This window comes from Cellulomonas sp. P22, assembly GCF_044392165.1.
In genome coordinates, this window is record NZ_JBISBW010000017.1 from 26,070 (window position 1) to 50,284 (window position 24,215).

A 24,215-nucleotide genomic window follows, 5' to 3' on the forward strand; every position below is an offset into this window, starting at 1 on the left:
CGGGCTGGAGCAGGCGGCGGGGGGCCCGAGCCACACCGAGCTGGCTGCGAGCGGCGATGAGCTCACTGCGAGCGGCGATGAGAGCACCACGGACCACCCTCAGCTTGTCGCGGGCGCTGCTCGGCAGGCCGCCGAGGCGGCCGAGCGATACGCATCGACCAGACCGCGGGGGCCGGCCGCGAACACGGGCGTCGGCGCAGGACCACAGCCCGGGACGGGCGCCGAGCACGACCATGACTCCGACGAAGAGAGGCGTGCGGCGCTCGTGCAGAGCCTGCCGGACGCAGACGAGGACACACCGCTGATGGCCCAGATCCAGGAGGATGCGCGCCGTCGCATCGAGCTCCGTGGACGCAAGTTCCCCCGCCCCGCGAGCACGCGCGTGATCACCGTCGCGAACCAGAAGGGCGGCGTCGGCAAGACGACGACCACAGTCAACCTGGCGGCGGCGCTGGCGCAGGCCGGTCTCAACGTGCTGGTGCTCGACAACGACCCGCAGGGCAACGCGTCCACGGCGCTCGGTGTCGACCACCGCGCGGGAACGCCGTCGATCTACGAGGTGCTCGTCGACGGCGCCGCGATCGCCGATGCGGTGCAGGAGAGCCCGGACGTCCCGAACCTCTGGTGCCTCCCGGCGACGATCGACCTCTCCGGTGCCGAGATCGAGCTGGTGTCGATGGTCGCGCGCGAGACCCGCCTGCGATCTGCGCTCGACACCTATCTGGCAGGACGCATCGCCGCAGGTCAGGAGCCGATCGACTACGTCTTCGTCGACTGCCCCCCGAGCCTCGGGCTGCTCACGGTCAACGCCTTCGCGGTGGCCCGCGAGGTGCTCATCCCGATCCAGTGCGAGTACTACGCGCTGGAGGGGCTGAGCCAGCTGCTCAAGACGATCCAGCTGATCCAGTCGCACGTGAACCCCCTGCTCCATGTCTCGACGCTGCTGCTGACGATGTACGACGCGCGGACGAACCTCGCGCAGCAGGTCGCGCAGGAGGTGCGCGACCACTTCCCGGAGACCACGCTGCGCACGACGGTTCCTCGCTCGGTGCGGATCTCCGAGGCCCCGAGCTACGGCCAGACCGTGATGACGTACGACCCGGGCTCGACCGGCGCTCTGGCGTACCTCGAGGCCGCGCGCGAGCTCGCAGAGCGCGGCGCGCGCGACGTGGCCGGGGGACCGGCCGCCACCCCGAGCGGCGACCGCCCTCGTCCGGTGGCCATGAGTGTTCCGCAGTCCGACGGCGGACGCGGCGACTTCGCCGCGGCCGAGGCCCCCCAGCATCAGGAGGAGCAGTGAGCGAGAAGCGACGCGGTCTCGGGCGTGGACTGGGGGCCCTGATCCCGACCGGTCTCGACGGCAACCGGTCCTCAGACACGCAGCGCCCGGTGGATGTCTTCTTCCCGGACAACGTGAAGGAGGCCCGCGACACAGCGGCGGCAGCGGCTGCAGCCGCCGAGGCCGCAGAGCTTCTGGTTTCACGTGAAACGACGGAAGCAACTGCTGCCCCGGCTCAGCCGACGCCGACCGACGACGCCCTTGCGAGCGGCGAGGCCCCGGCCGCGGCCGCCGCCTCGGTCACCGAGGTCGAGGTCGACGCCGGTGCCCGAGAGGTCACCGACGGCACCCAGAATGGTCAGCACCCGGTCACCGAAGGAAGCTCCGACGCTCTGACCAGGGAAGATGTTCCTGCGGGGGAGGGGGCCGCCACGGAGGACGGTGGCCTTCTTCCCGTTCCGGGCGCGCGCTTTGCCGAGCTGCCGGTCGGCTCGATCAAACCGAACCCCCGCCAGCCGCGCACCGTCTTCGAGGAGGACGCGCTCGACGAGCTGATCGGCTCGATCCGCGAGATCGGCGTGCTGCAGCCGATCGTCGTCCGCCCTGATGGTGAGGACGGCTACGAGCTGATCATGGGTGAGCGCCGCTGGCGCGCCACCCAGGCGGCTGGGCTCGAGACGATCCCTGCGATCGTGCGCGACACCGAGGACAGCGACCTGCTGCGGGACGCGCTGCTCGAGAACCTGCACCGTGCCGAGCTGAACCCGCTCGAAGAGGCCGCGGCGTACCGTCAGCTGCTCGACGACTTCGGATGCACGCACGAGGAACTGGCGGCGCGCATCCACCGCTCGCGGCCGCAGATCTCGAACACGCTGCGACTGCTGCGTCTGCCCCCGCTGGTGCAGCGCCGGGTTGCGGCCGGGGTGCTCTCGGCTGGGCACGCGCGGGCGCTGCTCGGTCTCACGGACGGCGCGGCGATCGAACGACTCGCGCAGCGCATCGTCTCCGAAGGTCTCTCGGTGCGTGCTGTCGAGGAGATCGTCTCGCTCGGCGGCGACGCCGCACCGGTTGCGCGGCGCGGCCCGCGGGCAGGGGAGCGGAACGAGGCGCTTGACGAGCTGGCAGCACGGCTCTCCGACCGGCTGGACACGCGCGTCAAGATCAACCTGGGCAAGTCCCGTGGACGACTCACCGTGGAGTTCGCCTCCGTGCAGGATCTCAACCGCATCCTCGAGAGCCTGACCCCCGAGGAGCCCGGCTTCCTGCGCAACTGATCGACCGGACGTCCGTACCCCGCCCGCCGTGGCCCGGCGCGCGGGGTACGGACACGTCTGGCCCCGCGCGCCACGTTGTTTCACGTGAAACAGGCGCTGGGCGGCGCGCCGCTCACGTCCAGCGGCGAGGCGAGCCGCGGTGCAGGGGTATCGGTGCAGGTCAGAGGCGCTTTCGTGCCAGCAGTAGGGCGACGAAGGTCACGCGCTCAGACGCGGGCGGCGGCCCTGACCAGAGCGAGGTAGAGCGCACTCAGCTCGAAGCCGGCGGCCTCGGCGGCCTGTGGCAGCAGCGAGGTCTCGGTCATCCCGGGAGCCACGTTGACCTCGAGGAACCACACGGTGCCGTCGTCGCCGACGATGAGGTCGGTACGCGAGACGTGCTCGAGCCCGAGAGCGACGTGGGCAGCGACGGCCGCCTGCCCGACGCGATCGGCGACCTCGGGGGACAGCCGAGCAGGGCTGAAGTACTCGGTCCGCCCGGGGTTGTAGCGGGCGTCGTAGTCGTAGGGTCCGTCGGTGACGATCTCGACGGCCGGCAGCGCGGTGGGCCCGTCGCCGGTGTCGATCACGCTCACGGCAAGCTCGGTGCCCGTCACCGCACGCTCGATCAGCGCGGTGTCGCCGTAGGCGAAGCAGTCGACCATGGCGCGGGGCAGATCCGCGGCGTCGCGCACCAGGCTCACCCCGAGCGCCGACCCGCCGCTGGCGGGCTTGACCACGAGGGGGAGCCCGAGCCGTTCGGTGATCGCGTCGAGCACCCGCGTCGCACCGAGCTCGCGGAACAGGCTCTGCGGCAGGGTCACGAACTCGGGCGTGTCGATGCCGGCGAGCGCCACGACGGTCTTGGCGATCGGCTTGCTCCAGGCGACGCGACTGGCCCGGGGACCGGTGCCGAGGGTGCGCATGCCGAGCAGCTCGAGGACGTCGCGGACCGAACCGTCCTCACCGCTCGCGCCGTGCAGCAGCGGCCAGACGACGTCCGGGTGGGTCTGGGTCAGCGCCGGGACCAGATCGGCGTCGACGTCATGGACCGTGACCTCGGCGCCGGCGGCACGGAGCGCGTCGGCCACCCGCCGCCCCGAGCGGAGCGAGACGTCGCGCTCGTGCGAGAGCCCTCCGGCGAGGATGACGACGCGCGGGGAGGTGGGGACGATGGTGTCGGTCACGGGGGCGACGCTCCGGGTTCTGCAGGTCGAGCGAAGGCTCGAGGGGACGAGCGGGGGAGAACGAAGCGCTGGTCAGGCGAGGTCGGGACCCGGAGACTGCACGTCACGTGGACGGGGCACACCGGTCGTCGTGCCGAACAGCGAGACGAGCTCGCTCTCACCGGCCACGACACCGGCGAGGCGACGGACGCCCTCGCGGATGCGCTCGGGCGTGGGGAAGCAGAAGGACAGCCGCATGTGGTCGGCGCCCTGCCCATCGGCGTAGAACGCGGTTCCGGGCACGTAGGCCACCCGGGCGGTCACGGCACGCGGGAGCATCGCCTTGGCGTCGAGCCCTTCGGGGAGGCCGACCCACGTGTAGAAGCCGCCGTCGGGCACGGTCCACGTCGCGTCGGGCAGGTGCTCGGCGAGGGCACCGACCATCGCGTCGCGTCGTTCGCGGTAGAGCTCGCGGAACGACTTGATCTGACCACGCCAGTCGCACGTGGCCAGATAGGCGCTGATCGCGAGCTGCGAGGCGTTCGAGGGGCAGAGGATCGCGGACTCGCTCGCGAGCACCAGCTTCTCGCGGACCGCATGGGGGGCGACGGCCCAGCCGACGCGGTAGCCGGGGGCGAACGTCTTGGAGAAGGACCCGAGGTAGACGACGCCCTCGTCGTCGGCGGACCGCAGCGCGGGGATGGGGTCGCCCTCGAAGCCGAGGAGCCCGTAGGGGTTGTCCTCGAGCACGAGCACCCCGTAGCGCCGGGCGATCTCGAGGATCTGGGGGCGACGCTCGGCGGACAGCGTCACACCCGCCGGGTTGTGGAAGTTCGGGACCGTGTAGAGCAGCTTGACGCGCCGGCCCGCGCGCGCGAGCGAGGCGAGGGTCTCCTCGAGCGCGGCGGGGATGAGCCCGTCGGCGTCGAGGGGGACGTGCACGACGTCGGCCTGGTAGGCCCGGAAGACGCCCAGGGCACCGACGTAGCTCGGTGCCTCGGCCACGACGACGTCACCGGGATCGATGAAGATCCGTGTCACAAGGTCGAGAGCTTGTTGCGAGCCGGTGGTGACGACCACGTCGTCGGGGTGGGCCTGGATGCCCTCGAGCCGCATGACCTCGAGGATCTGCTCGCGCAGCTCCTCCTCGCCCTGTCCCGACCCGTACTGCAGGGCGGTGGTGCCCCGGGTGGCGACGACGCGCTTCGCGAGGTCGCCCAGCACGTCGAGCGGAAGCCCCTCGAGGTACGGCATCCCGCCCGCGAGCGAGACGACCTCGGGCCGGTTGGCCACCGCGAACAGTGCGCGGATCTCGGAGGCGCGCATGCCGTGCGTCCGGTCGGCGTACGAGCTCAGCCAGGGATCGAGCCTGGTGCCGGCGGCCGGGGTCGGTGATGAGCCCGACGCACGTCCGCCGGGGTTCAGGGTCTCGTCGCTCATCCTCCGAGTGTCGCACGCGCTCGCCGCGCGCACGGACCGTGGACCAACGCGCGGGCGAACCCGCACCGGACTCCCACACCGCACCTCCGCGGGGCGCTGCCGGGGGTCAGGACGTCGTGGACACCTCGGCCAGCACGCCGTCCACCTCGGTGATGAGGGCCTGCTTGGGGCGGGCGCCGATGACCGAGCGCACGAGCTCGCCGCCGACGTAGAAGTTGAGCGTCGGGATCGAGACGACGCTGTACCGCGCGGTGACGCCCGGGTTGTCGTCCGAGTTGAGCTTGACGATCTTCACCCGGCCCGCGTAGTCGCCCGCCAGCTCCTCGAGCACCGGGGCGACCAGACGGCACGGTCCGCACCACGGCGCCCAGAAGTCGACCAGCACGGGCAGGTCGGCCTCGAGGACCTCGCTCTGGAAGGTGGCGTCGGTGACCTCGCTGAGGGTGCTCATACGGCCTTCTCCTCCTCGACCAGTGCGCCCGGGATCTCCGACGGCGAGGCAGGGTCGACGTCGGCCAGGGCCGCCAGGTAGTTCTGGGCGTCCAGGGCGGCGGAGCAGCCCGAGCCGGCGGCCGTGATGGCCTGGCGGTAGGTGTGGTCGACGAGGTCACCACACGCGAACACGCCCGGCAGGTTCGTGGCCGTGGTGCGACCGACCACCTGGACGTAGCCGGCCTCGTCGAGGTCGATCTGACCCTCGAGGAGCTCCGAGCGCGGGACGTGCCCGATCGCCACGAACACGCCGGTCGCCGGGTGCTCACGCTCCTCGCCCGTCACGGTGTCACGCAGCGTCACACCGGTGACCTTGGTGTCCCCGTGGATGGCGACGACCTCGGAGTTCCACGCGAAGCTGATCTTGGGGTCGGCGTGCGCGCGATCGGCCATGATCTTCGACGCCCGCAGGTCGTCGCGGCGGTGCACGATCGTCACGGTCTTGCCGAAGCGCGTGAGGAACGTGGCCTCCTCGATCGCGGAGTCGCCGCCGCCGACCACGATGATGTCCTGGTCGCGGAAGAAGAATCCGTCGCAGGTGGCGCACCACGAGACGCCGCGGCCCGACATGCGCGCCTCGTCGGGCAGACCGAGCTTGCGGTACGCGGACCCGGTCGCGAGGATCACGGCGAGCGAGCGGAAGACGTCACCGCTGCCGAGCTCGACGGTCTTCACGTCGCCGGTGAGGTCCACCTTGACGACGTCGTCCCAGAGGATCTCGGCGCCGAACTTCTCCGCCTGCTTCTGCATGTCCTCCATGAGCTCGGGCCCCTGGACCCCGTCGGGGAAGCCCGGGAAGTTCTCGACCTCGGTCGTGTTCATGAGCGCACCGCCGGCGGTGACGGATCCGGCGACCACGAGAGGGGACAGGCCGGCGCGGGCCGCGTAGATGGCCGCCGTGTAGCCGGCGGGGCCGGACCCGACGATGATCAGGTCGCGCGGGAGAGACTGCTCGGTCACGTGGAGTTCCTTGCCGTTCGCGGGTGGATGCTCACTGTTGAACTGATCGTAGGTCGCTTCTGTTCCGGCGGTCCTGGCCAGGTCAGGAGAGCGTGACCTCGTTCAGCTGGATCGAGTACTTGCCGTTGGCGTCCTGCGGGAGCTCGGTGAACCAGAGCACGACCGTGTCGGTCGAGGTCGGGGTCGACAGCTCGAGGTCGGTGTCGGCCGACATCGGACCGGACGCGAGCACGGGACCCGTCGGGCTGCCCGACCGGACCTCGACGTTCCCCCCGCCCTGCGTGCCGCTGATCTGCAGGTTCACCGACGACACGGTCGCAGGTCCGTCGAGCTTCAGGATGAAGCCGAGGCCGTCCTTGGCGCCGCCGAACGTCGCGTTGTTGTACCAGCGGGTGGGCCAGAACGTGGCCATGTCACCGTCGATGGCCTTGCCGACGGCCTCCTCGTGCTCACCGTCGCCGCCCGACGGGTCGAACGTCGTGGCCGAGGCGATCACGGGGGCCTCACCGGTGTCCACGGGCGCGGACGCCGAGGGCGACGGCGAGGGAGACGCCTGGTCGGACGGGCTCTCGCTGGGCTGCTCCGACGCCGATGCCGACGTGGCCGGCTCAGGCGCCGCTGCCGGTTCGTCGGACCCGTCCCCGAGCGGACTGAGCAGCGACGTCAGCGCGAAGATGACGCCGATGACCAGCGCCGCGGCGACCACGAGCAGCACCAGCTTGGTGGGGTCGAATCGGCGCGTCGTGACGGTCTCGTCGTCGTTCGCGTCACCCGCGAAGTCGAACGGCGAGGTGGGCACGCTGGGCGGCGGGACGCGCGGGGGCTGCCCCTGGGCGCCGCCCGTGGGGTGCTGCGGGGCCTGCGCCGTCGTCGGGGGGCCCGCGGGCGCCGCGCCGTGCGCGGACGAGCCAGACGGGACCGAACCCGGCGCGACCGAACCGGGCTGCTGGACGGCCGGGCGCTGCACCCGCGTCGTGTCGGCCGAGGACGCTGCGGCCGCCGGGGATGCCGCGGCTGCCGGGGACGCCGCGGACGCGGCAGGCCAGACGCCCGCCGCGGCACCGTTCGCCGACGGGGGGAACGCCCCGCGACCACGCGGGGTCGCAGGAGGAGGCGTCCCGGGACGCCCGGTGCCGGCCGAGGGCTGGTCGTTGAACGCGGACCGCACCGACTGGCGCTGCACGATGCCGGGCATCGGGAGCCGCGCGGTGTCGTCGTCCGCGGCCGGGGCGTCGGGCACGGGCTGCTGCAGCTGGGTGCGGTCGAGCGCTGCTGTCGCGTCGAGGAGCCCGACGGTGCGGATCTCACCCCACGGCTCGAGCTCACGGATGAGCTCGGCGGGGCTGCGCGGGCCGTCGTCGTGCGCGCCGAGGGTCACGGCGCAGAGCGTGTCGAGATCGGCCCGGACGCCCGGCACGAGGTCACCGGGGGGCGTGGGGACGCCGTCGACCTCGGGGGCGGCCTGGAGGTGCGCGGCGACGATCCCGGTGTCGCCGGCCGGCCAGCGACCCGTGAGGGCCGTGTAGAGCAGGCGAACGAGGCCCACGGCGTCCGCGCGGGTGGTCGCGGCGGCGTCGCCCACCCCGTGGCCCAGCAGGGCGCCGTCGAGGGCGAGACCGCTGATCAGGAGGCGACCCTCGGGCGTCAGATGCAGCACCGACGGGCGCAGGGCGAGGTGGTGGACCCCGCGGCGGCGCGCGACCTCGAGGGCGGCTGCAGCCTCACCGACGATCGACCGGGCCTGGTCCGCCGTCAGGGGACCGCGGGCGACGAGCTCACCGAGCGACGGGCCGGTGACCTGCTCGGTCACGACGTAGCTGATGCCCTCGTGGGTGCCGACGTCGAGGATCCGCACGAGGCGCGGGTCCGAGACCAGCGCGGCCCGGCGGGCGGCGTCGAGCGCCTGGGGGGCGTTCTCCGACGACAGGATCCGCACGTGGACGGGCCGGTCGAGGATCTGGTCCGTGGCCTTCCACGCGCTCGCACCCTCGAGGTCCGAACCCATCGGTTGCAGCACCCGGTACCGCCCCGCAAGCACCGTGCCACGTCCGACGACGTCCTCCACCCGGGCCTCCCGCATGTCGATCCGGCAGTGTGCCGGTGCCCCATGGTAGGCGGAACGGATCAGCCCCGTCGCACCCTCGCCCGCCGCAGGACGAGGTTCACCAGCGAGTCCACCTCACGCACGCGCAGGACCTTGAGCGCGAGCACGTAGACGGCGGTGATCGCGAGCCCGCCGACGACGCACGAGATCACGGCGTCGAGCGTGGTGTCCACGGGGCCGAGCAGCCGCAGTGCGAGCAGACCCGCCCCGGCGCCGAGCAGCCCCGCCCCGACGGCCTTGAGATGGACGAAGGTCACACGGCGTCCGTCGACCCCGTTCAGGCGCCGACGCAGCAGCACGAGGGCGACGAGCGCCCCGAGCACGTACGACACGCTCTGGGCGAGCCCGGCACCCATGACCCAGCGCGACGGCTCGAGGACGAGCGTCGACCCGTAGGCGCCGCCGACAACGAGGACCGCCATGGCGACCTGGATGGGGAACATCGTGCGGGCGTCCTCGTAGGCGTAGAAGACTCGCTGGCACAGCGACCACGCACCGAACGCGACGAGCCCGAGCACCATCGCGACGATCACGGGCGCGAGCGCGTCCCACGCGGCCTCGTCGGCGGTGAAGTAGAGCACCCGGCCCAGCGGGTAGGCGAGCACCGCGATCACGGCTGTCGCGAGAATCGTGAAGAGGCCGACGGTGCGCAGCCCGAGCGACAGGTCGGCCCGGACACCCTTGACGTCACCGGCCGCCGCGGTCGCCGAGAGGCGCGTGAACAGCGCGGTCGCGAGCGAGACCGTCACGAGCGAGTGCGGCAGCATGAAGACGAGGAACGCGTTGCTCCAGACCGCGTTGCCCGCGTTGGTCGGGTCGAGACCACCCGCACGGGTTGCCACACGGCTCACGACGAGGACACCGAGCTGACCCACGGCGAGGGCCGCGAACGTCCAGCCCGCGACGCGGCCCGCCGAGCGCAGGCCGACCCCGCGGAACCCCCAGCGCGGGCGGTAGCGGAACCCGCTGCGGTACAGCGGGATGAGGAGCACGAGGGCCTGCGCGACGACGCCGAGCGTCGCGGTGCCGGCGAGCAGCGCCACCTGGCCGCCACCCCACGTCGACGGGTCGTCCGACAGGGCGCGGTGCTCGGCATACGTCCCGTTGACCAGGACGAACGCGAGCAGCCCGGCCATCGACACGAGGTTGTTGACGACCGGCGCCCACATGTACGGGCCGAAGCTGCCGCGCGCGTTGAGCACCTGACCGAGCAACGTGTACAGCCCGTAGAAGAACAGCTGGGGGATGCACCAGTAGGCGAACAGCACCGCGAGCGACATGACAGCCGGGTCGCTGAAGTCGGTATAGGCCGCGACGAGCAGCGGGGCGGCCGTCGCGAGCAGGAGGGTGAGCCCGACCAGCATGATCGCGCCGAGAGTGAGCAGCCGGTCGACGTACTGCTGGCCGTCGGCACGGCGGTAGGCCCGCACGACCTGCGGCACGAGCACAGCGTTGAGCACGCCGCCCGCGACCAGCAGGTACAGGATGTTGGGCAGCTTGTTCGCTGCGTCGAACGCGTTGGCGGCGTTTCCCGTGACGCCCACGGCCCAGACGAGCATGATCGCCCTGGCCACGCCCAGGATGCGGGAGACGAGCGTGCCCGAGGCCATGAGCGCGGTCGAACGACCCATGCCGGTCGCGTCACCGGGGGTGACGTCGACCACGTTCGGGCGGGCGGGCGGCGGCACCGCGCCGGTGCCACCCCCGAGGTCCGGGCCGATCGTCGCCTCGGCCTCGGCGTCGACGGGAGGCTCGACCACGGGGGGCCACGTCGCCGACCGCGCGCGGTCCGCGGCCGACCCCTGCCCGGTCGGCCGGTCCTCGCCGTGGGCTGGCGGGGTGGGGCCTGAGGGGGTGGTCACCGCATGTCCTCCTGGGGGGTGCTTCGTGGGTCAGCGCTGCTGGACGGGCCGGGCTGCGGGTCCTGGGGTGGTGGTCCGCTCGCGGCCTCGGCCTCCCGGGCGGCTTCCTCCTCGGCCCGCACCTGGGCCGCGACCCGGGCGCCACGGTGAGCCGTCTGCCCGCGACGGACCGTGCGCACGATGCCGGCGACGAGCCCGATCGTGAGCAGGATGCCCACGACCGTCATGCCGACGTCCTCGATCGTGGGGGTCACCCGGGCGCTGAACGACGCGGGGGCCGCGACGACGGTGCCGTCCTGGGCCAGGAGCAGCACCTCGACGGTCACGTCGCACGACGACGTCGCGCGGACGTCGACCACGACCGTCGACTCCGAGTCCGCGGGCACCGTCACCGTGGGGGAGTCCACGGCGCGCAGGCACGACTGCCGGGGGCGCATCTCGACCCGCACGGTGGCGTCCTGGTCGAGGGTGTTGCGCACGACCATGCGGATCTGGCTCGAGCTCGCGGCAACCGTGACCTGCTCGTTGAGCAGCACGGACAGGCCGTTGCGCCGCTCGGTCGCCCCGTCGAGCACGGTGTCGACGAGGGCCTTGCGCCCCGTGGGGTCGCCCCGCCACGCGACGGACATCGGGGCCAGGATCTCGCGGTCCAGACCCACCAGGAGGGCCTGCGGGTCGGGGACCACCTGGGCGAACGTGGCGACGAGCGAGCGGGCCTCGGCGAGCGCGTTGATGTGCGCGGGCGACAGCTCGGTGCTGCTCGCGGACGAGGTGGGGAGCGTCGCGCGCTCGGTCGTGTCGGCACGGGTGCGGAGCAGGTCCGACACGGAGGTCAGGTCGACCCACGGCGCGTCGGACAGGGCTTGCAGCTGGGCCGCGACGAGCGTGCCGTCCGGCTCCCAGTCGCGCGGGGCTGCGATGAGGATCTGCTGGTCGGAGCGCGTGCGGGCGGCGACGGCCGTCTCGGCCAGCACCCGCTGGGCGACGGTCGCCGCTGTGGCGCCCGGCTCGACGGTCGTGGGAGCGGCGAGGAGCGCGCTGAGGGTCGCGTCGGGCACCAGGGCCTCGAGCCGTCCCTGCGCGGTGGTCACGCTGGCCCGCGCGGCCGGCGACGGCACCGTGCGCCCCTCGGGGGCCAGTGCGTCCGCGCCGACGACGAGGCCCGCGGCGTCCGAGCCCGCAGCGAGCGCGGCGGTGACCTGGTCCGGGACGTCGTCGGCCGCCCACAGGAGCTGGGTCGGGTCGGGGCCGAGAACCTCCGCCGACGCGTCCGTCGAGGTGCTGAGCGCGAGGTCGAGCAGGTCGGGGCGCCGACCGTGCGCGACGGCCGCGAGATCGGGATCGGCCCACGGCAGCGCGAGCACGTCGCGCCCCTGGGTCCCGGACGTGAGGTCCTCGAGCCAGGCGGTCGACATCGGGCCGCCGGCCGCCGCCCGCTCGACGAGCGAGGGGTCGACCGCCCAGGACACCGCGGAGCTGGGTGTCGTCGCGTCGAGCAGCAGCCGCAGGCGACCGCCGGTCGACGTCAGGGCCTCGAGCGTCGGGTCGGTGATCTGGGTGATCGCTCCCGTGTCGACGGCCACGTCCGCGGGGTCGTCCTGCGAGCCGTCGAGGGGTGCCGTGGCGGTCGTGCCATCAGCAGGCGAGGCCCCCGCGTCCTGCATCGTCAGGTGGGGCCCGACGACCGGGACGAGCACGCCGACACCCACCGGGGAGACGTCCTGCGACGGGGCCCACAGCAAGAACGTCCGCGCGATGCCGGCGCGGCGTGAACCGTCGGTGAGCTCGACCGCGATCCCCCGGGGCCCCCACGCGTCGGCGCTGCGCAGCAGGCCGACCGAGGCCGCCGGCACGGTCAGGACGACCTCGGCGCTCGCGCCCGGCTCGAGGGGTGCCCCGAGCGCCACGGTCTGCGCCTTCGACCCCGCGTCGGCGGTCGCGTCGGCCTCGGTCCACGCGGCGAGCCGATCGGCGCTCGCCAGGCGGTAACGGCTGATCCGCAGCACGGCGTTCGGGTTCTCGATCGTGGTGTCGCTCGTGTTGCGGACCACGGCCGTGACGGTGAGGTCGACGTCCGGCGCGAGCACCTGGGGCGAGACGGACGTGACCGACACGTCGGTGGGGAGGGTCGACGTCGTCGGGGCTGCGGGTGCGGCGACGGCCGCACCGGCGTCGCCCGGCAGCACCGGTCCCAGGACCCCGAGCAGCGTCAGCAGGCCGACCAGGAGCCCGAGCGCACCACGACGTCCGCGGTGGGTCGTCAGGCCGGTGCGGGGGGAGCGGTTCATGCCTCGCCGACGAGCACCGCGAGGGCGGCCTCGGCAAGTCGTCGTTCGTTCGGGTACGCGAGCCGTGCGGGCAGGTCGACGATCGCGACCCACTCGACGTCCTCGGCCTCGCCGTCCGGGTCGCCCTCGACGGTCAGCTCGCCACCCACGGCACCGAGCAGGAAGTGGTGCACCACCTTGTGCACGCGACGGTCGTCACCCGTGAACCAGTAGTCGATGACGCCCAGGCGCCGGACGATGCGGCCCGTGATGCCCGTCTCCTCGGCGATCTCGCGCACAGCGGCCTCCTCGGGCGTCTCGACGCCCTCGAGGTGCCCCTTGGGCAGGCACCACTCGAGCCGGCCGGCCCGGTTGCGGCGCGCGATCACTGCCGCGTGGTGCACCCCGTCGACCGTGAGCACGACGAGGCCGCCGGCGGACGTCTCGTCCACGACCGGCAGTGCGTTCGGCGGCACGCGCGCGGACACCTGCTCCGGGTCGATCCGGAGCGCGTGCCCCCCCGGCGGCGCAGGAACGCCCCCCGGGCGCGCGGGATGCGCTGGGCTCGACATGTCGCCACTGTAACGACTCCTCCGCATCCGTCAGCCACCGCCGCCCGCGTCTGGCAGGCTTGGATGTCGTGCCGCCCACCGACCAGTCCGCCCTCCACGCCCTGCAGCGGCGAGCCCTCACCACGCTCGCCGACCTCGCCCCCGCCGCGATCGAGCTCGGTGAGGTCTTCCGAGCCGCGGGCCACGAGCTCGCGCTCGTCGGCGGTCCGGTGCGCGACGCGTTCCTCGGCCGGGTCAGCGCCGACCTCGACTTCACGACGTCGGCGACCCCCGACGAGACCGAGGCGCTGCTCGCCGCGTGGGGCGACGCGCACTGGGACATCGGCCGGGCGTTCGGGACGATCGGTGCACGGCGGCACGGTCGCCGGCACGGTGGCGAGGACGTGGTGGTCGAGGTCACGACCTACCGCACCGACGCGTACGACCCGACGTCGCGCAAGCCCGAGGTCGTGTTCGGCGACACGCTCGAGGGCGACCTGTCGCGCCGTGACTTCACGGTCAACTCGATGGCGGTGCGGCTGCCCGACCTCACGTTCGTGGACCCGTTCGACGGCCTCGCGGACCTCGCGGCGCAGCGGCTGCGCACCCCCGTGGCGGCCCGGCAGTCGTTCGACGACGACCCGCTGCGCATGATGCGCGCGGCGCGCTTCGCGGCCCAGCTCGGCTTCACGGTGGACCCCGAGGCGCTCGACGCGATCCGGGAGATGGCCGAGCGGATCACCATCGTCTCGGCCGAGCGGGTGCGTGACGAGCTCACGAAGCTGCTGCTCGCGCCGGTGCCGCGCCCCGGGCTGGAGACGCTCGTGGACACCGGGCTCGCCGACCACGTGCTGCCCGAGCTCCCCGCGCTGCGGCTCGAGATCGACGAGCACCACCGGCACAAGGACGTCTACCAGCACTCGCTCACAGTGCTCGAGCAGGCCATCGCGCTCGAGACCGGCCCGGACGGTGCCGTGCCCGGCCCCGACCTGGTGCTGCGCCTGGCCGCGCTGCTGCACGACATCGGCAAGCCCGCGACGCGACGGTTCGAGGAGGGTGGCGGCGTGAGCTTCCACCACCACGAGGTGGTCGGCGCGAAGCTCGTGGCGCGCCGGCTCAAGGCGCTGCGCTTCGACAAGGCGACGGTGCAGGCGGTGTCCCGGCTGACCGAGCTGCACCTGCGGTTCCACGGGTACGGCGACGGCGCCTGGACCGACTCCGCCGTGCGCCGCTACGTGACCGACGCGGGCCCGCTGCTCGAGCGGCTGCACCGGCTCACCCGCTCGGACTGCACCACGCGCAACCGGCGCAAGGCCGACCGCCTCTCGGGCGCCTACGACGACCTCGAGCTGCGCATCGCCGCGCTGCGCGAGCAGGAGGAGCTCGCGGCGATCCGCCCCGACCTGGACGGCCAGCAGATCATGGACGCGCTCGGCATCGGGCCCGGTCGCGAGGTCGGCGAGGCCTACCGGTACCTGCTCGAGCTGCGCATGGAGCGCGGGCCGCTCGGCGAGGACGCGGCACGTGCCGCGCTGCTCACGTGGTGGCAGGACCGCCAGGGCTGACGTCGGGGGCGCCGGCGGGTGCGGCGGGGCGGCGGACGACGAGCACGCACACGTCGTCCTCCTGCTCGGAGCCCACGAAGCGCGCCACGAGCCGGTCGCGCACGTCGGCCGCCGACACGTCGTCCGGCAGGGCGCGCAGCGTGCACTCGAGCTCGGCGATGCCGTCCCGCAGCGACCGGTCCCGGCGTTCGAGCAGCCCGTCGGTGTAGACCACGAGGATCGCGCCGAACGGCAGCTCGACCTCGGCCTGCGGATCGGGCGAGCGCAGGTTCACGACCCCCACAGGTGTGGTGAGCGCACCGTCGAGCGAACGGACCTCCCCGCCGGGGAGCCGGATGAGCGGCGGCGGGTGACCCGCACGTGAGTACGTGAGCCGGTCGGCAGGGCGGGCGCCGTCGGCGCGTGGTCCCGGCGGCCCGGAGGGCAGCTCGAGGCGCAGGTAGACGCACGTCGCGACGTCGGCCATGCCCAGCCCCCGCACGAGCTCGTCGAGGTGCGCGATGACCCGTCCGGCGCGCGCCCCGCTCCACGCGTGCGAGCGCAGCACCGAACGCAGCTGGCCCATCGACGCGGCGGCCTGCAGGTCGTGGCCCACGACGTCGCCGACCGCGAGCCCGATCGCGCCGTCGGGCAGCGGCAGCACGTCGAACCAGTCGCCGCCCACCTCGGCGCGGTGCAGCGCAGGCAGGTACGAGGCCGCGATGTCGAGGCCGGGCACGGTCGGCACGTCAGGCAGCAGGCTGTGCTGCAGCGTGAGCGCGGCCGAGCGTTCGCGCAGGTAGAGGCGCACGTTGTCGAGGGCCATCCCGGCCCGTTGACCCAGGTGCCCCGCGGTCACGACGTCCTCGGCCGTGAACCCGTCGACGTCGTCGTTGAGCAGGCACAGCGCCCCGAGGAAGTGGTCGCGGGCGCGCAGCGGCACCGCGAGGGCCGAGCCGAGCCCGAGCCGGCGCAGCACCTCGAGCTGCGCGGCGGGCGCGGTGGCGGCGAGGGCGTCGACGTCCACGGAGAACGGCCGCGCGTCGAAGCGGCTGTCGTCGGTGCGGGCCAGCTCGAACGCCGTCGAACGCATGAGCCACGACGGGTCGCCACGCTCGAGGTCCTGCGCGTCCTGGGCGCGCACCGGGTGCCGTGCCGCGACGTGGATGCGCTCGAGCCGTCCGCGCTCGTTCGTGACGACCACGAACCCCCAGGTCGCGAGGCGGGAGACGGCGATCTCGGCGAGGGCGACCAGGGCGTCGTCGTAGTCGAGGCGTCGCGCGAGCTCCTCGCTCACCTGGGCGAGCAGGTGCGAGCGGGCCCGTGCGGCCTGGGCCACGCCGAGCGCGGCGTCCCGTGCCCGCTCCGACTCGACCCGCGCGGTGACGTCGGCCTGGATGCCCACGTGGTGCGTGAGGTGGCCGTCGGCGTCGAAGACCGGGCTGATCACCACCTGGTTCCAGAACGGTGTGCCGTCCTTGCGGTAGTTGAGGATCGTGTCGGCGACCGTGTGCCCCGCGTCCAGGGCGGTGCGGATCCGGCCGACGACCGTGCGGTCGGTGCGGGCGCCCTGGAGCATGCGGCAGTTGCGCCCGATCACGTCGTCCGCGACGTACCCCGTGAGGCGCTCGAACGCCGGGTTGACCCAGATCAACGGGTCGTCGGTCCGGTTCGGGTCGGAGATGGTGAAGGACAGCCCGCTCGCGACGGCCGCCCGCGCGTGCAGGTCGCCACCGAGGCCGCGCAGCAGCCGTGCGGTGGCCTCCTGGTGCACCGGGAGCAGCAGGATCAGGGCCCGGCCCGCGAGGTCGCCGGGCGCGTCGGCGAGCGGGACCCCGACGACGAGCAGCGACGTCGGGTCGGCGCCGAGCGGGACGTCGGTGCTGGCAGAGCGGACCTGGACCCCGTGCAGGGGCGCACCGTCGACGACCTGGACCAGCGGGGTCGGGCTGTCCTCGAGCAGCAGCCCCTCCACGGTGCGCAGACCCGCGCCGCGGGACCACGCGGTGAGCGGCACGGGTGTCGCCAGACCCGGGGCGAGGACCTGCGCGAACGGGTTCGCGTACAGCACGGTCCCGGTCGCGAGATCGACCAGCAGGCTCGCGGTCGAACGCCCGTGCACGACCTGGAGCAGCGCGGCCTCGTCGGGGTCAGGGACCCCACGCATCCCCGCGCCCAGCACGCCCGAGGAGAGATCGCTCACCCCAGCGAGACTACGCACGAATGTCCGGGAGCGCGCCCCTGCGGGCGGTTCGTCCGGCGAGGGGTCAGCCGCCCTCGGCGCCGCGCGTGGTCGGGTTCGCGGGCAGGGTCCCGGTGGGCCGGACGGCACGGGTCGCGAGGGTCCGTGCGACGACGACCCGGTACACCAGCGCGGCCAGCGCGTACCCGACGGCGAGGGCCACGAAGACCGGGCGCGACCAGCCGGTGTCGGGCAGCGCGACGGCCGCGAGGGCCGCGGCACCGACGAACGCGGCGTTGTAGAGCACGTCGTACAACGCGAACGCCCGGCCGCGGAACTCGTCCGCGGTGTCGCGCTGCACGATCGTGTCCACGGCGATCTTGGCGCCCTGCGCAGCGAGCCCGAGCGCGGCCGCGCACCCGAGCAGCACCACCCGTTCGACGCTCACCGCGAGCACGAGCTGGGTCGCGGCGGCCAGCCCCATGCACAGCGCGATCCACGTGTGCGGGCCCGTGCGGGGGCTCAGTACCGGCGTGAGCACCGCAGCGAGCACGAACCCGACCCCCGACGCCCCCAGGACCAGCGAGAACACCTGGAGCCCCGCACCCGCGTCGAGCGGTTCGGCGAGCAGGTTCCGGCTGATCAGGATGCTCGCGATGAACGCGACGCCGTACAGGAAGCGCGAGGCCGCCATGAGCCCGAGGGCGTACGCGGGCGTGCGGCGCCGCACCAGGTACCTGGCCCCCTCCGCGAGGTCGTGCGCGATCGACCGGACCTTGGCGAGCACCTGCGAGGTGTCGGCGACGACCTCGGGGCCCAGCTCGTCGCGTCCGATGCGCAGCGCGAGCAGCGCCGCACCCGCGTAGACGGCGGCACCGAGCACGAGGACTGTGACGTCGCCGGCCGGGCCGTCGGGCAGCAGCAGACCCAGCCCGAGGCCCACCGCGCCCCCGACGCCTGCCGCGCCGGCACCGAGCGTGGGCGTCAGGGAGTTCGCTGTGATCAGCAGGGGACCGTCGACGACGCGCGGCAACGACGCCGACAGCGCCGACAGCAGGAACCGGTTGACCGACAGGGCGACCAGCGCGAGCACGTAGACGACCGGGCCCACCCCCGCGCCCGCCATCACCGCGGCGACCACCAGGACGACCGCGGCGCGCACCAGGTTGCCGACCAGGAGCACCTGGCGTCGGCGCCACCGGTCGAGCAGCACCCCGGCCCACGGCCCGACGATGGTGAACGGCAGCAGCAGCACAGCGAACGCGACGGCGACGTCGCCCGCGGTCGACTGGCGCTCGGGGCTGAAGAAGAACAGCGTCGCGAGGCCGACCTGGAACATCCCGTCGCCGGCCTGGCTGGTCAGCCGGACGGCGAAGAGCCGACGGAAGCCCGGCAGGTGGAGCAGCTGCCGGAGCTCCCGGATCACGGTCATCCGCTCAGGCTATCGACCCCGGGGAGCGTCTCCGACCCCGTCATCCCCGGAGGGAGCCGCGCACCGAAGGGGTTGGCCCGCCGGAACGCGCACACCTCGCACAGCGACACCGACTCGTCGGGGGGCAGCAGCACACCGCAGCGGGAGCACCCGCGCAGCACAGCGGTCGCCAGGAATCGGGGCACGTAGGTGAGGAGGTCTGCCCACGTGTGCTGACCCGCCGAGGCCAGTGCGTGCTGCGGGCACGCCTCGACGCACAGCCCGCAGCCGGTGCACGCCGCCGGCACGTGGCGCAGCGTCAGGCTCGTCCGGCCGTCGTCCGTCGGCACCCCGGCGAGGCGCAGCGCGTCGACCGGGCAGGTGCGCACGCACGTGCCGCAGCCCGTGCAGCCGGTCGCGGTCAGCATCGCGCTCGGGGCCAGCTGCCGGTCCAGCGCGTCGCGCGGGGGTCGGGGCGGGCGCGGGGCGCCGGGCGCCGCCACGGGGCGCGGCGGCGGCGTGGAGAGGACGCGGAGGACGTCGAGCATGCGCTCGCGCTCGGTCTCCCCTCGGCGGGCCCCGGCGCCCGACGACGTGCCCGACGACGCCGCGGCCGACGAGAACGACACCAGCGCCCGGCGGGCGAGCGGCAGCGACCGGGCGTCGAGCACCGGACGGGCGCGCTCGTCGGGCGCCGTGGCGCGCACCACCATGCGTTCGGTTCGCACGCAGGCCGCCAGCAGGTCGTCCGCGTGGGCCGCCACCGCCTCGACCGTCGCGGGCCGGTCACACGCGTCGGCCCGCAGGACGACCTGGCGGACGCCCGACGCGACGAGCTCGAGCAGCGCTGACGCGGGCAGTTCCCCGAGGCACCCACCGAGGCGCACGGCCACCACGTCGGGCTCCAGCGCCAGCGGGCCGTCCGTGTGCTCGGCGCAGACCAGCTCGAGGTGGACCGGCTCCGGCAGGCGGGTCACCCACCGCAGCAGCGGCCCGATCTCGTCGGACGCGCGTTCCACGGGGTCGTTCATCCCACGAAGCACGCCTTCGCCTGCTCGAGCGCGCCCTGCGTCAGCGCCGCGGTGGCACGGTAGAAGTCGGTGGTGGCGTTCTCGGTCACCAGGTCGAGCACCTCGGGGGCCCACGCGAGCACATGGTCCGTGAGGAAGGCGGAGTGGGCGGCGAAGAGCGAGTCCAGCAGCGGCTCGTCACCCTGGGCCAGCGCGTCGAGCGCGCGTTCGCACAGCACGCTCAGGAAGTGGAGCTCGAGGCCCAGGTGGTCGTCGGGCTCGCGGTGCAGCCGGGGGGCCTCGAGGCCGAACGCCCGGTACGCCGCGCGCACCTTCAGCGTGGGCTCGTCGAAGAGCAGCCGGTCCTGGGTGCGGTGCACCGACTCGTACGGTGCCGCGAGCAGGTGGCCGGGGCCCACGAACAGGGCCTGGTAGTCGCGCTGGACGGTGGCGAGGTCCTCGGCGTCGACGCCGTCGACCACGCCGACGGAGCGTCCGAGCAGCTGCAGCCCATGCGCCGTGGGCGCGTCGTGCTCGAGGGGCCACTCGTCGAGCAGCCCGGGGGCGGCGACGCGTGCGCACAGCTCGGCGTCGGCCGGGGCGAGGAGGAGCCGGGAGAGGAAGGCGTACGCCGCCGCGAAGCTGTCGAGCCGGGTGCCGATCAGCTGGTCACCGGTGGAGGTCGGGGTCATGGCGTGCCGCCTTGCAGAAGTGGGTGAGGGGGGAGGTGGGCCGCGCGGACGGGATCGTTGCCCGCGCGGCCCGGTCGGTGGGTCAGAGGCCGATGCGGTCGAAGGAGGAGTAGAACATGACGCGTCCGATGGTCTCGGCGATCAGGACGAGGGCGAAGGCGCCGGTGGCGAGGTAGGTGAGGTGGCGTTCGGTGCCCTTGGCTGCGAAGCGGTAGAGGAAGAAGCCGAGGAGTCCGGCGCCGAGGAAGACCAGGATGAGGCGGGTCAGGAGGATGGCGCCGCCGCCGGTCATGAGGATCGCGGCGGAGGCGTGGGCCTGGGGTCCGCCGTTGGCGAGGTCGAGGAAGTAGGTGGGCAGGACGACGAACTCGACGCCCAGCAGCACGATGGAGGAGGCCGCGATCCGGCGCAGGGAGGTGCGCAGGAGTGCGGTGGTGGCTTCGGTCTCGTCGTTGTTGGGCTTGCGCACGGTGTAGACGATGACGAAGGCGGCGCCGATGGCGAGCGCGCCGAGCAGGAACGTGGTGGTGAAGAAGCTGACCGGGGTGGCCCAGTGGTTCCAGGCCGGGACGGTGGGCAGCATGTAGACCATCGACATGCACCAGACCAGGACGAGGCCGACCAGGGCGGTGATCCCGGCGAGGATCTGGCGCAGCAGCGGGGTGAGCCAGCGGCGCCACTGGACGACGGCGAAGATGGCGCCGAGTCCGGCGAACGCGGACCCGGAGAAGATCTCGCGGCTGAGCCAGCTGGACCCGAGGTGGTTGATCGAGTTCAGGGCGTTGATCGGGTTGCCGAGGTGGAGCATCGAGGCGATGAGCCCGAGGACGATCGCGGGGCCGATGGCGTAGAGGGCCGGGGTGGAGAGCTTGTCGACGGCTTCCTGGCCGTGCTTGCGGACCAGGGAGAGCTGGACCAGGCCGAGGATGACGAAGGATCCGACGGACATCTGGGCGAGGATCGTGAAGGCCACCAGGGGCAGCTCGTGGGTGTTCATGCTCAGATCTCCTCGGGGTTGCCCACGGTGCCGGTGCCGTGCCCGGTGGGCTGGCTGTCGCGGTGGGGGGTGATGACGAGGTTGGGTCGGGTCATCTCGGGGTCGGGCAGGGGTTCGATCGCGGCGTTGTCGCCGTACTTGGCGCGCAGCTCGTCGATCTCGCCGAACTCCAGGGCCCGGGAGGGGCAGGCGGCGACGCAGGCGGGCTGCTCGCCGGCGTTGACGCGGTCGATGCACAGGTTGCACTTGGTCATGACGCCGGCGTCGGCGTCGTACTGGGGTGCGCCGTAGGGGCAGGCCCATTCGCAGTAGCGGCAGCCCACGCACTTGTCGGCGTCGACGAGCACGATGCCGTGCTCGTCCTTGTGCATGGCGGTCGTGGGGCAGACCTTGACGCACTGGGGGTCGTCGCAGTGGTTGCACGAGATGGAGGTGTAGTAGGTGAACACGTTCGGGGTGAACGTGTCGTCCTTCTGCGTCCAGGTGCCGCCGGAGTACTCGGCCACGCGCCGCCAGGACACGCCCACGGGCAGGTCGTTCTTGTCCTTGCATGCGATCTGGCAGGCCTTGCACCCGGTGCACAGGGTCTGGTCGAAATAGAAGCCCAGCTGCTTCGCCATGGTCAGGCCTTCTCAATCTGCACGAGGTTGGTGTGCTGCGGGTTGCCCTTGGCCAGGGGCGAGGGGCGCCAGGAGGTCAGGGTGTTCGTGCACCCGCCCTTGTCCAGACCGTCCTTGTCCGGGGTGTACCAGGCGCCCTGCGGGACAGACGTGACACCGGGGGCGATACGGGCCGTGACCTTCGCGACCAGCTCGATCCGGCCGCGGTCGTTGAAGACGTGCACGACGTCGTCGTTCTCGATGCCGCGGGCCTGCGCGTCGAGGGTGTTGATCCACACCACCTGCGGATGCGCCTCCTTGAGCCACGCGACATTCCCGTAGCTCGAGTGCGTGCGCGACTTGTAGTGGTGGCCGATCATCTGCAGCGGGAACGTCGACGTCAGCTCGTCGTCGTGACCTTCCCAGGACGGGACGTAGGCGGGGATCGCGGGGATCTCACCCTCGACGCCCTCCCAGGTGTCGGCGATCTCCTGCAGGCGCTCGGAGTAGATCTCGATCTTCCCGGACGGCGTCTTCAGCGGGTTCGCCACCGGGTCGTCACGGAACTTCTTGAGCCCGACCGTGAAGCCTGCGGGGTTGGACTTTCGCCAGATCCCCATCTCGGCGAGCTCGTCGTAGCTCGGGAAGCCCTCGACCGCCTTCTGGCTGTCGGCCACGAGCTGCTCGACCCACTCGTCGAGCGTCTTGCCCTCGGTGAACTCGGCCTTGATGCCCATGCGGTCGGCGATCTCGGTGCACATGTCGTACGTCGAGCGGCACTCGAACAGAGGCTCGATGGCCTTCTGCGCGAGGATCGCGTACGCCATGTCACCCGAGTAGCCGCTCGGGATGAGGTCGGTCAGCTCGGCGTTCGAGACGTCGGGGAGCAGGATGTCGGCGAACTTGGCCGACGCGCACAGCTGGTTGTCGATCACGACGATCATCTCGCACAGCGAGTCGTCCTCGAGCAGCTTGACCGTGCGGTTGATGTCCGAGTGCTGGTTGATCAGGGTGTTGCTCGCGTGGTTCCAGAGGAACTTGATGGGGACGTCGAGCTTGTCCTTGCCACGCACGCCGTCGGCGAGCTTGGTCAGCTCGGCGCCGCGCTCGATCGCGTCGGTCCACTTGAAGCAGGAGATCTTCGTGGTGATCGGGTTCGTGCCGCCGGGGAAGCGCGCGGTGGCCATCGCGTAGTTGCCTTCACGGGCACCGAGACCGCCGCCGGACAGGCCGACGTTGCCGGTCATCGCCGCCAGCGCGTAGATGGCCCGGACGGTCGCCTCGCCGTTCGCGTGACGCTGCGGGCCCCAGCCCTGCACGATCGCGCACGGCTTGGCCTGGGCGATCTCGCGGGCAAGTCGACGGATCGCCGCCGCCGGGACGCCGGTGATCGGCGCGGCCCACTCGGGCGTCTTCGCGACGCCGTCGGGACCGTCTCCCAGCAGGTAGGCCTTGTAGGAGCTGCCCGGCTTCGCGCTCTCGGGCAGGTGCTCCTCGTCGAAGCCGAGGCAGTACGTGTCGAGGAACGCCTGGTCGTGCAGCTCCTCGGACACCATGACGTGCGCCATGCCGGCCACGAGAGCGCCGTCGGTACCCGGACGCAGCGGCACCCACTCGTCGGCCATCGTGACGGCGGTGTCGGACTGGCGCGGGTCGATCACGATGACCCTGGCGCCGCCGATCTCCTTGGCCTGCTGCGCGATGTAGAGCTCGCCACCACCGCTCATGCGGGTCTCGTGCGGGTTGTTGCCCCACAGCACGAGCAGCTTGGTGTTGACCGCGTCGTTGAACGAGTTGTTCGTCTCGCGCTCGACGCCGTAGGTGTACGGCGTGGCGGCGTTGATCTGCGACGTCGAGTACGTGCCGTAGTACCCGAGGCTGCCGCCGAGCAGGTTCATCAGTCGCGTGACCGACGTGCCGCCCGAGGCGTTCGCGCCCGTGGTGCCCGAGCCGTAGTGGACGTACACGGCCTCGTTGCCGTAGTCGTCCAGGGTCTTCTTCAGGGAGTCGGCGATCGTGTCGAAAGCCTCTTCCCAGGTGATCTTCTCGAACTCGCCCGCACCACGCTTGCCGACCCGCTTCATCGGGTGCTTGAGGCGGTCCGGGTTGTAGATGCGCTGGCGGATCGAACGGCCACGGACGCACGCACGCACCTGTTGGGTGCCGAGCTCGTCGTCACCCGTGGGGTCCGGGTCGATCCGGGTGATCTGGCCGTCGACGACGGTCATGAGCAGCGGGCAGCGCGATCCGCAGTTGACGTTGCACGAGTTCCAGACCGTCGTCTCCTCGGTCGAGGACGCGGCGGGCTCGGCCGAGGCCGAGGCGAGGGGGAGCAGCCCGTAGTGGGCGCCGACGCCCACGGCGGCAGCGGTGCCACCGGCGGCAGCGCTCCACTTCATGAACGAG

Annotated in this window: 18 protein-coding genes; 3 read left to right on the forward strand and 15 right to left on the reverse strand. The window is 72.7% G+C overall.

From position 1 onward, the window contains the following. The first annotated feature begins 265 nt into the window (after window positions 1–265). Window positions 266–1,300 (forward strand): ParA family protein, encoded by a 1,035-nt coding sequence (locus ACGIF2_RS16255; RefSeq protein ID WP_396048107.1) that lies wholly within the window; start codon window positions 266–268, stop codon window positions 1,298–1,300. Next, window positions 1,297–2,553 (forward strand): ParB/RepB/Spo0J family partition protein, encoded by a 1,257-nt coding sequence (locus ACGIF2_RS16260; protein WP_396048109.1) that lies wholly within the window; start codon window positions 1,297–1,299, stop codon window positions 2,551–2,553. Before ACGIF2_RS16255 ends, ACGIF2_RS16260 begins: the two co-directional genes overlap by 4 nt. Window positions 2,554–2,759: 206 nt before the next feature. On the opposite strand, the gene ACGIF2_RS16265 is transcribed toward ACGIF2_RS16260, so the two are convergent. The 8 genes from ACGIF2_RS16265 to ACGIF2_RS16300 all read right to left on the reverse strand — a co-directional run bounded on the left by ACGIF2_RS16265 (window position 2,760) and on the right by ACGIF2_RS16300 (window position 13,395). After that, entirely contained in the window at window positions 2,760–3,719 is a 960-nt protein-coding gene (locus ACGIF2_RS16265) for a D-alanine--D-alanine ligase (RefSeq protein WP_396048111.1), read from the reverse strand. 72 nt (window positions 3,720–3,791) lie between these two features. Beyond that, the gene (locus ACGIF2_RS16270; RefSeq protein ID WP_396048113.1) at window positions 3,792–5,138 is read right to left on the reverse strand and encodes a PLP-dependent aminotransferase family protein; all 1,347 of its coding nucleotides are present in this window, start codon (window positions 5,136–5,138) and stop codon (window positions 3,792–3,794) included. Window positions 5,139–5,244: 106 nt separating this feature from the next. After that, window positions 5,245–5,589 (reverse strand): thioredoxin, encoded by a 345-nt coding sequence (gene trxA / locus ACGIF2_RS16275; RefSeq protein WP_396048115.1) that lies wholly within the window; start codon window positions 5,587–5,589, stop codon window positions 5,245–5,247. Next, window positions 5,586–6,590 carry a thioredoxin-disulfide reductase gene (trxB, locus tag ACGIF2_RS16280; protein ID WP_396048117.1) on the reverse strand — a complete coding sequence of 335 codons (1,005 nt, stop codon included), beginning with the start codon at window positions 6,588–6,590 and terminating at the stop codon, window positions 5,586–5,588. Before trxB ends, trxA begins: the two co-directional genes overlap by 4 nt. Before the next feature lie 82 nt (window positions 6,591–6,672). Next, window positions 6,673–8,655: a hypothetical protein gene (locus ACGIF2_RS16285; RefSeq protein ID WP_396048119.1), complete on the reverse strand. Its 1,983-nt coding sequence runs from the start codon at window positions 8,653–8,655 to the stop codon at window positions 6,673–6,675. 59 nt (window positions 8,656–8,714) lie between these two features. Then, window positions 8,715–10,556 carry a murein biosynthesis integral membrane protein MurJ gene (gene murJ / locus ACGIF2_RS16290; protein ID WP_396048121.1) on the reverse strand — a complete coding sequence of 614 codons (1,842 nt, stop codon included), beginning with the start codon at window positions 10,554–10,556 and terminating at the stop codon, window positions 8,715–8,717. Further along, window positions 10,553–12,844 (reverse strand): DUF6049 family protein, encoded by a 2,292-nt coding sequence (locus ACGIF2_RS16295; RefSeq protein WP_396048123.1) that lies wholly within the window; start codon window positions 12,842–12,844, stop codon window positions 10,553–10,555. The genes murJ and ACGIF2_RS16295 overlap by 4 nt, the downstream gene beginning before the upstream one ends. After that, window positions 12,841–13,395 carry an NUDIX hydrolase gene (locus ACGIF2_RS16300; RefSeq protein ID WP_396048125.1) on the reverse strand — a complete coding sequence of 185 codons (555 nt, stop codon included), beginning with the start codon at window positions 13,393–13,395 and terminating at the stop codon, window positions 12,841–12,843. The genes ACGIF2_RS16295 and ACGIF2_RS16300 overlap by 4 nt, the downstream gene beginning before the upstream one ends. A 68-nt stretch (window positions 13,396–13,463) precedes the next feature. Here ACGIF2_RS16300 and ACGIF2_RS16305 point away from each other — a divergent pair, with 68 nt between their 5' ends. Beyond that, entirely contained in the window at window positions 13,464–14,939 is a 1,476-nt protein-coding gene (locus ACGIF2_RS16305; RefSeq protein ID WP_396048127.1) for a CCA tRNA nucleotidyltransferase, read from the forward strand. On the opposite strand, the gene ACGIF2_RS16310 is transcribed toward ACGIF2_RS16305, so the two are convergent. The 7 genes from ACGIF2_RS16310 to ACGIF2_RS16340 form a co-directional block, all read right to left on the reverse strand. Next, the gene (locus ACGIF2_RS16310; protein WP_396048129.1) at window positions 14,911–17,121 is read right to left on the reverse strand and encodes a SpoIIE family protein phosphatase; all 2,211 of its coding nucleotides are present in this window, start codon (window positions 17,119–17,121) and stop codon (window positions 14,911–14,913) included. The genes ACGIF2_RS16305 and ACGIF2_RS16310 overlap by 29 nt on opposite strands. 64 nt (window positions 17,122–17,185) lie before the next feature. Further along, entirely contained in the window at window positions 17,186–18,532 is a 1,347-nt protein-coding gene (locus tag ACGIF2_RS16315) for an MFS transporter (protein WP_396048131.1), read from the reverse strand. Beyond that, window positions 18,529–19,542, reverse strand: a complete 1,014-nt coding sequence (locus ACGIF2_RS16320) for a 4Fe-4S dicluster domain-containing protein (protein WP_396048133.1) — start codon at window positions 19,540–19,542, stop codon at window positions 18,529–18,531. The genes ACGIF2_RS16315 and ACGIF2_RS16320 overlap by 4 nt, the downstream gene beginning before the upstream one ends. Further along, the gene (locus ACGIF2_RS16325; RefSeq protein WP_396048135.1) at window positions 19,539–20,213 is read right to left on the reverse strand and encodes a molecular chaperone; all 675 of its coding nucleotides are present in this window, start codon (window positions 20,211–20,213) and stop codon (window positions 19,539–19,541) included. Before ACGIF2_RS16325 ends, ACGIF2_RS16320 begins: the two co-directional genes overlap by 4 nt. A gap of 82 nt (window positions 20,214–20,295) precedes the next feature. Beyond that, a complete protein-coding gene (locus ACGIF2_RS16330) occupies window positions 20,296–21,210 on the reverse strand; it encodes a dimethyl sulfoxide reductase anchor subunit family protein (protein WP_396048137.1) in 915 nt (304 codons plus the stop codon). Between the two features lie 2 nt (window positions 21,211–21,212). Next, window positions 21,213–21,830 carry a DMSO/selenate family reductase complex B subunit gene (locus ACGIF2_RS16335; RefSeq protein ID WP_396048139.1) on the reverse strand — a complete coding sequence of 206 codons (618 nt, stop codon included), beginning with the start codon at window positions 21,828–21,830 and terminating at the stop codon, window positions 21,213–21,215. A gap of 2 nt (window positions 21,831–21,832) precedes the next feature. Beyond that, window positions 21,833–24,215 (reverse strand): DMSO/selenate family reductase complex A subunit (locus ACGIF2_RS16340; RefSeq protein WP_396048141.1); only part of this gene is annotated, 2,383 nt, incomplete at its 5' end.

What these genes read in the sequence shown, in the direction of transcription:
- ACGIF2_RS16270 (WP_396048113.1), bottom strand. Translation starts at nt 5,138, where the DNA reads ATGAGCGACGAGACCCTGAACCCCGGCGGACGTGCGTCGGGCTCATCA.
- trxA (WP_396048115.1), bottom strand. Translation starts at nt 5,589, where the DNA reads ATGAGCACCCTCAGCGAGGTCACCGACGCCACCTTCCAGAGCGAGGTC.
- ACGIF2_RS16295 (WP_396048123.1), bottom strand. Translation starts at nt 12,844, where the DNA reads ATGAACCGCTCCCCCCGCACCGGCCTGACGACCCACCGCGGACGTCGT.
- ACGIF2_RS16300 (WP_396048125.1), bottom strand. Translation starts at nt 13,395, where the DNA reads ATGTCGAGCCCAGCGCATCCCGCGCGCCCGGGGGGCGTTCCTGCGCCG.
- ACGIF2_RS16315 (WP_396048131.1), bottom strand. Translation starts at nt 18,532, where the DNA reads ATGACCGTGATCCGGGAGCTCCGGCAGCTGCTCCACCTGCCGGGCTTC.
- ACGIF2_RS16320 (WP_396048133.1), bottom strand. Translation starts at nt 19,542, where the DNA reads ATGAACGACCCCGTGGAACGCGCGTCCGACGAGATCGGGCCGCTGCTG.
- ACGIF2_RS16325 (WP_396048135.1), bottom strand. Translation starts at nt 20,213, where the DNA reads ATGACCCCGACCTCCACCGGTGACCAGCTGATCGGCACCCGGCTCGAC.
- ACGIF2_RS16330 (WP_396048137.1), bottom strand. Translation starts at nt 21,210, where the DNA reads ATGAACACCCACGAGCTGCCCCTGGTGGCCTTCACGATCCTCGCCCAG.
- ACGIF2_RS16335 (WP_396048139.1), bottom strand. Translation starts at nt 21,830, where the DNA reads ATGGCGAAGCAGCTGGGCTTCTATTTCGACCAGACCCTGTGCACCGGG.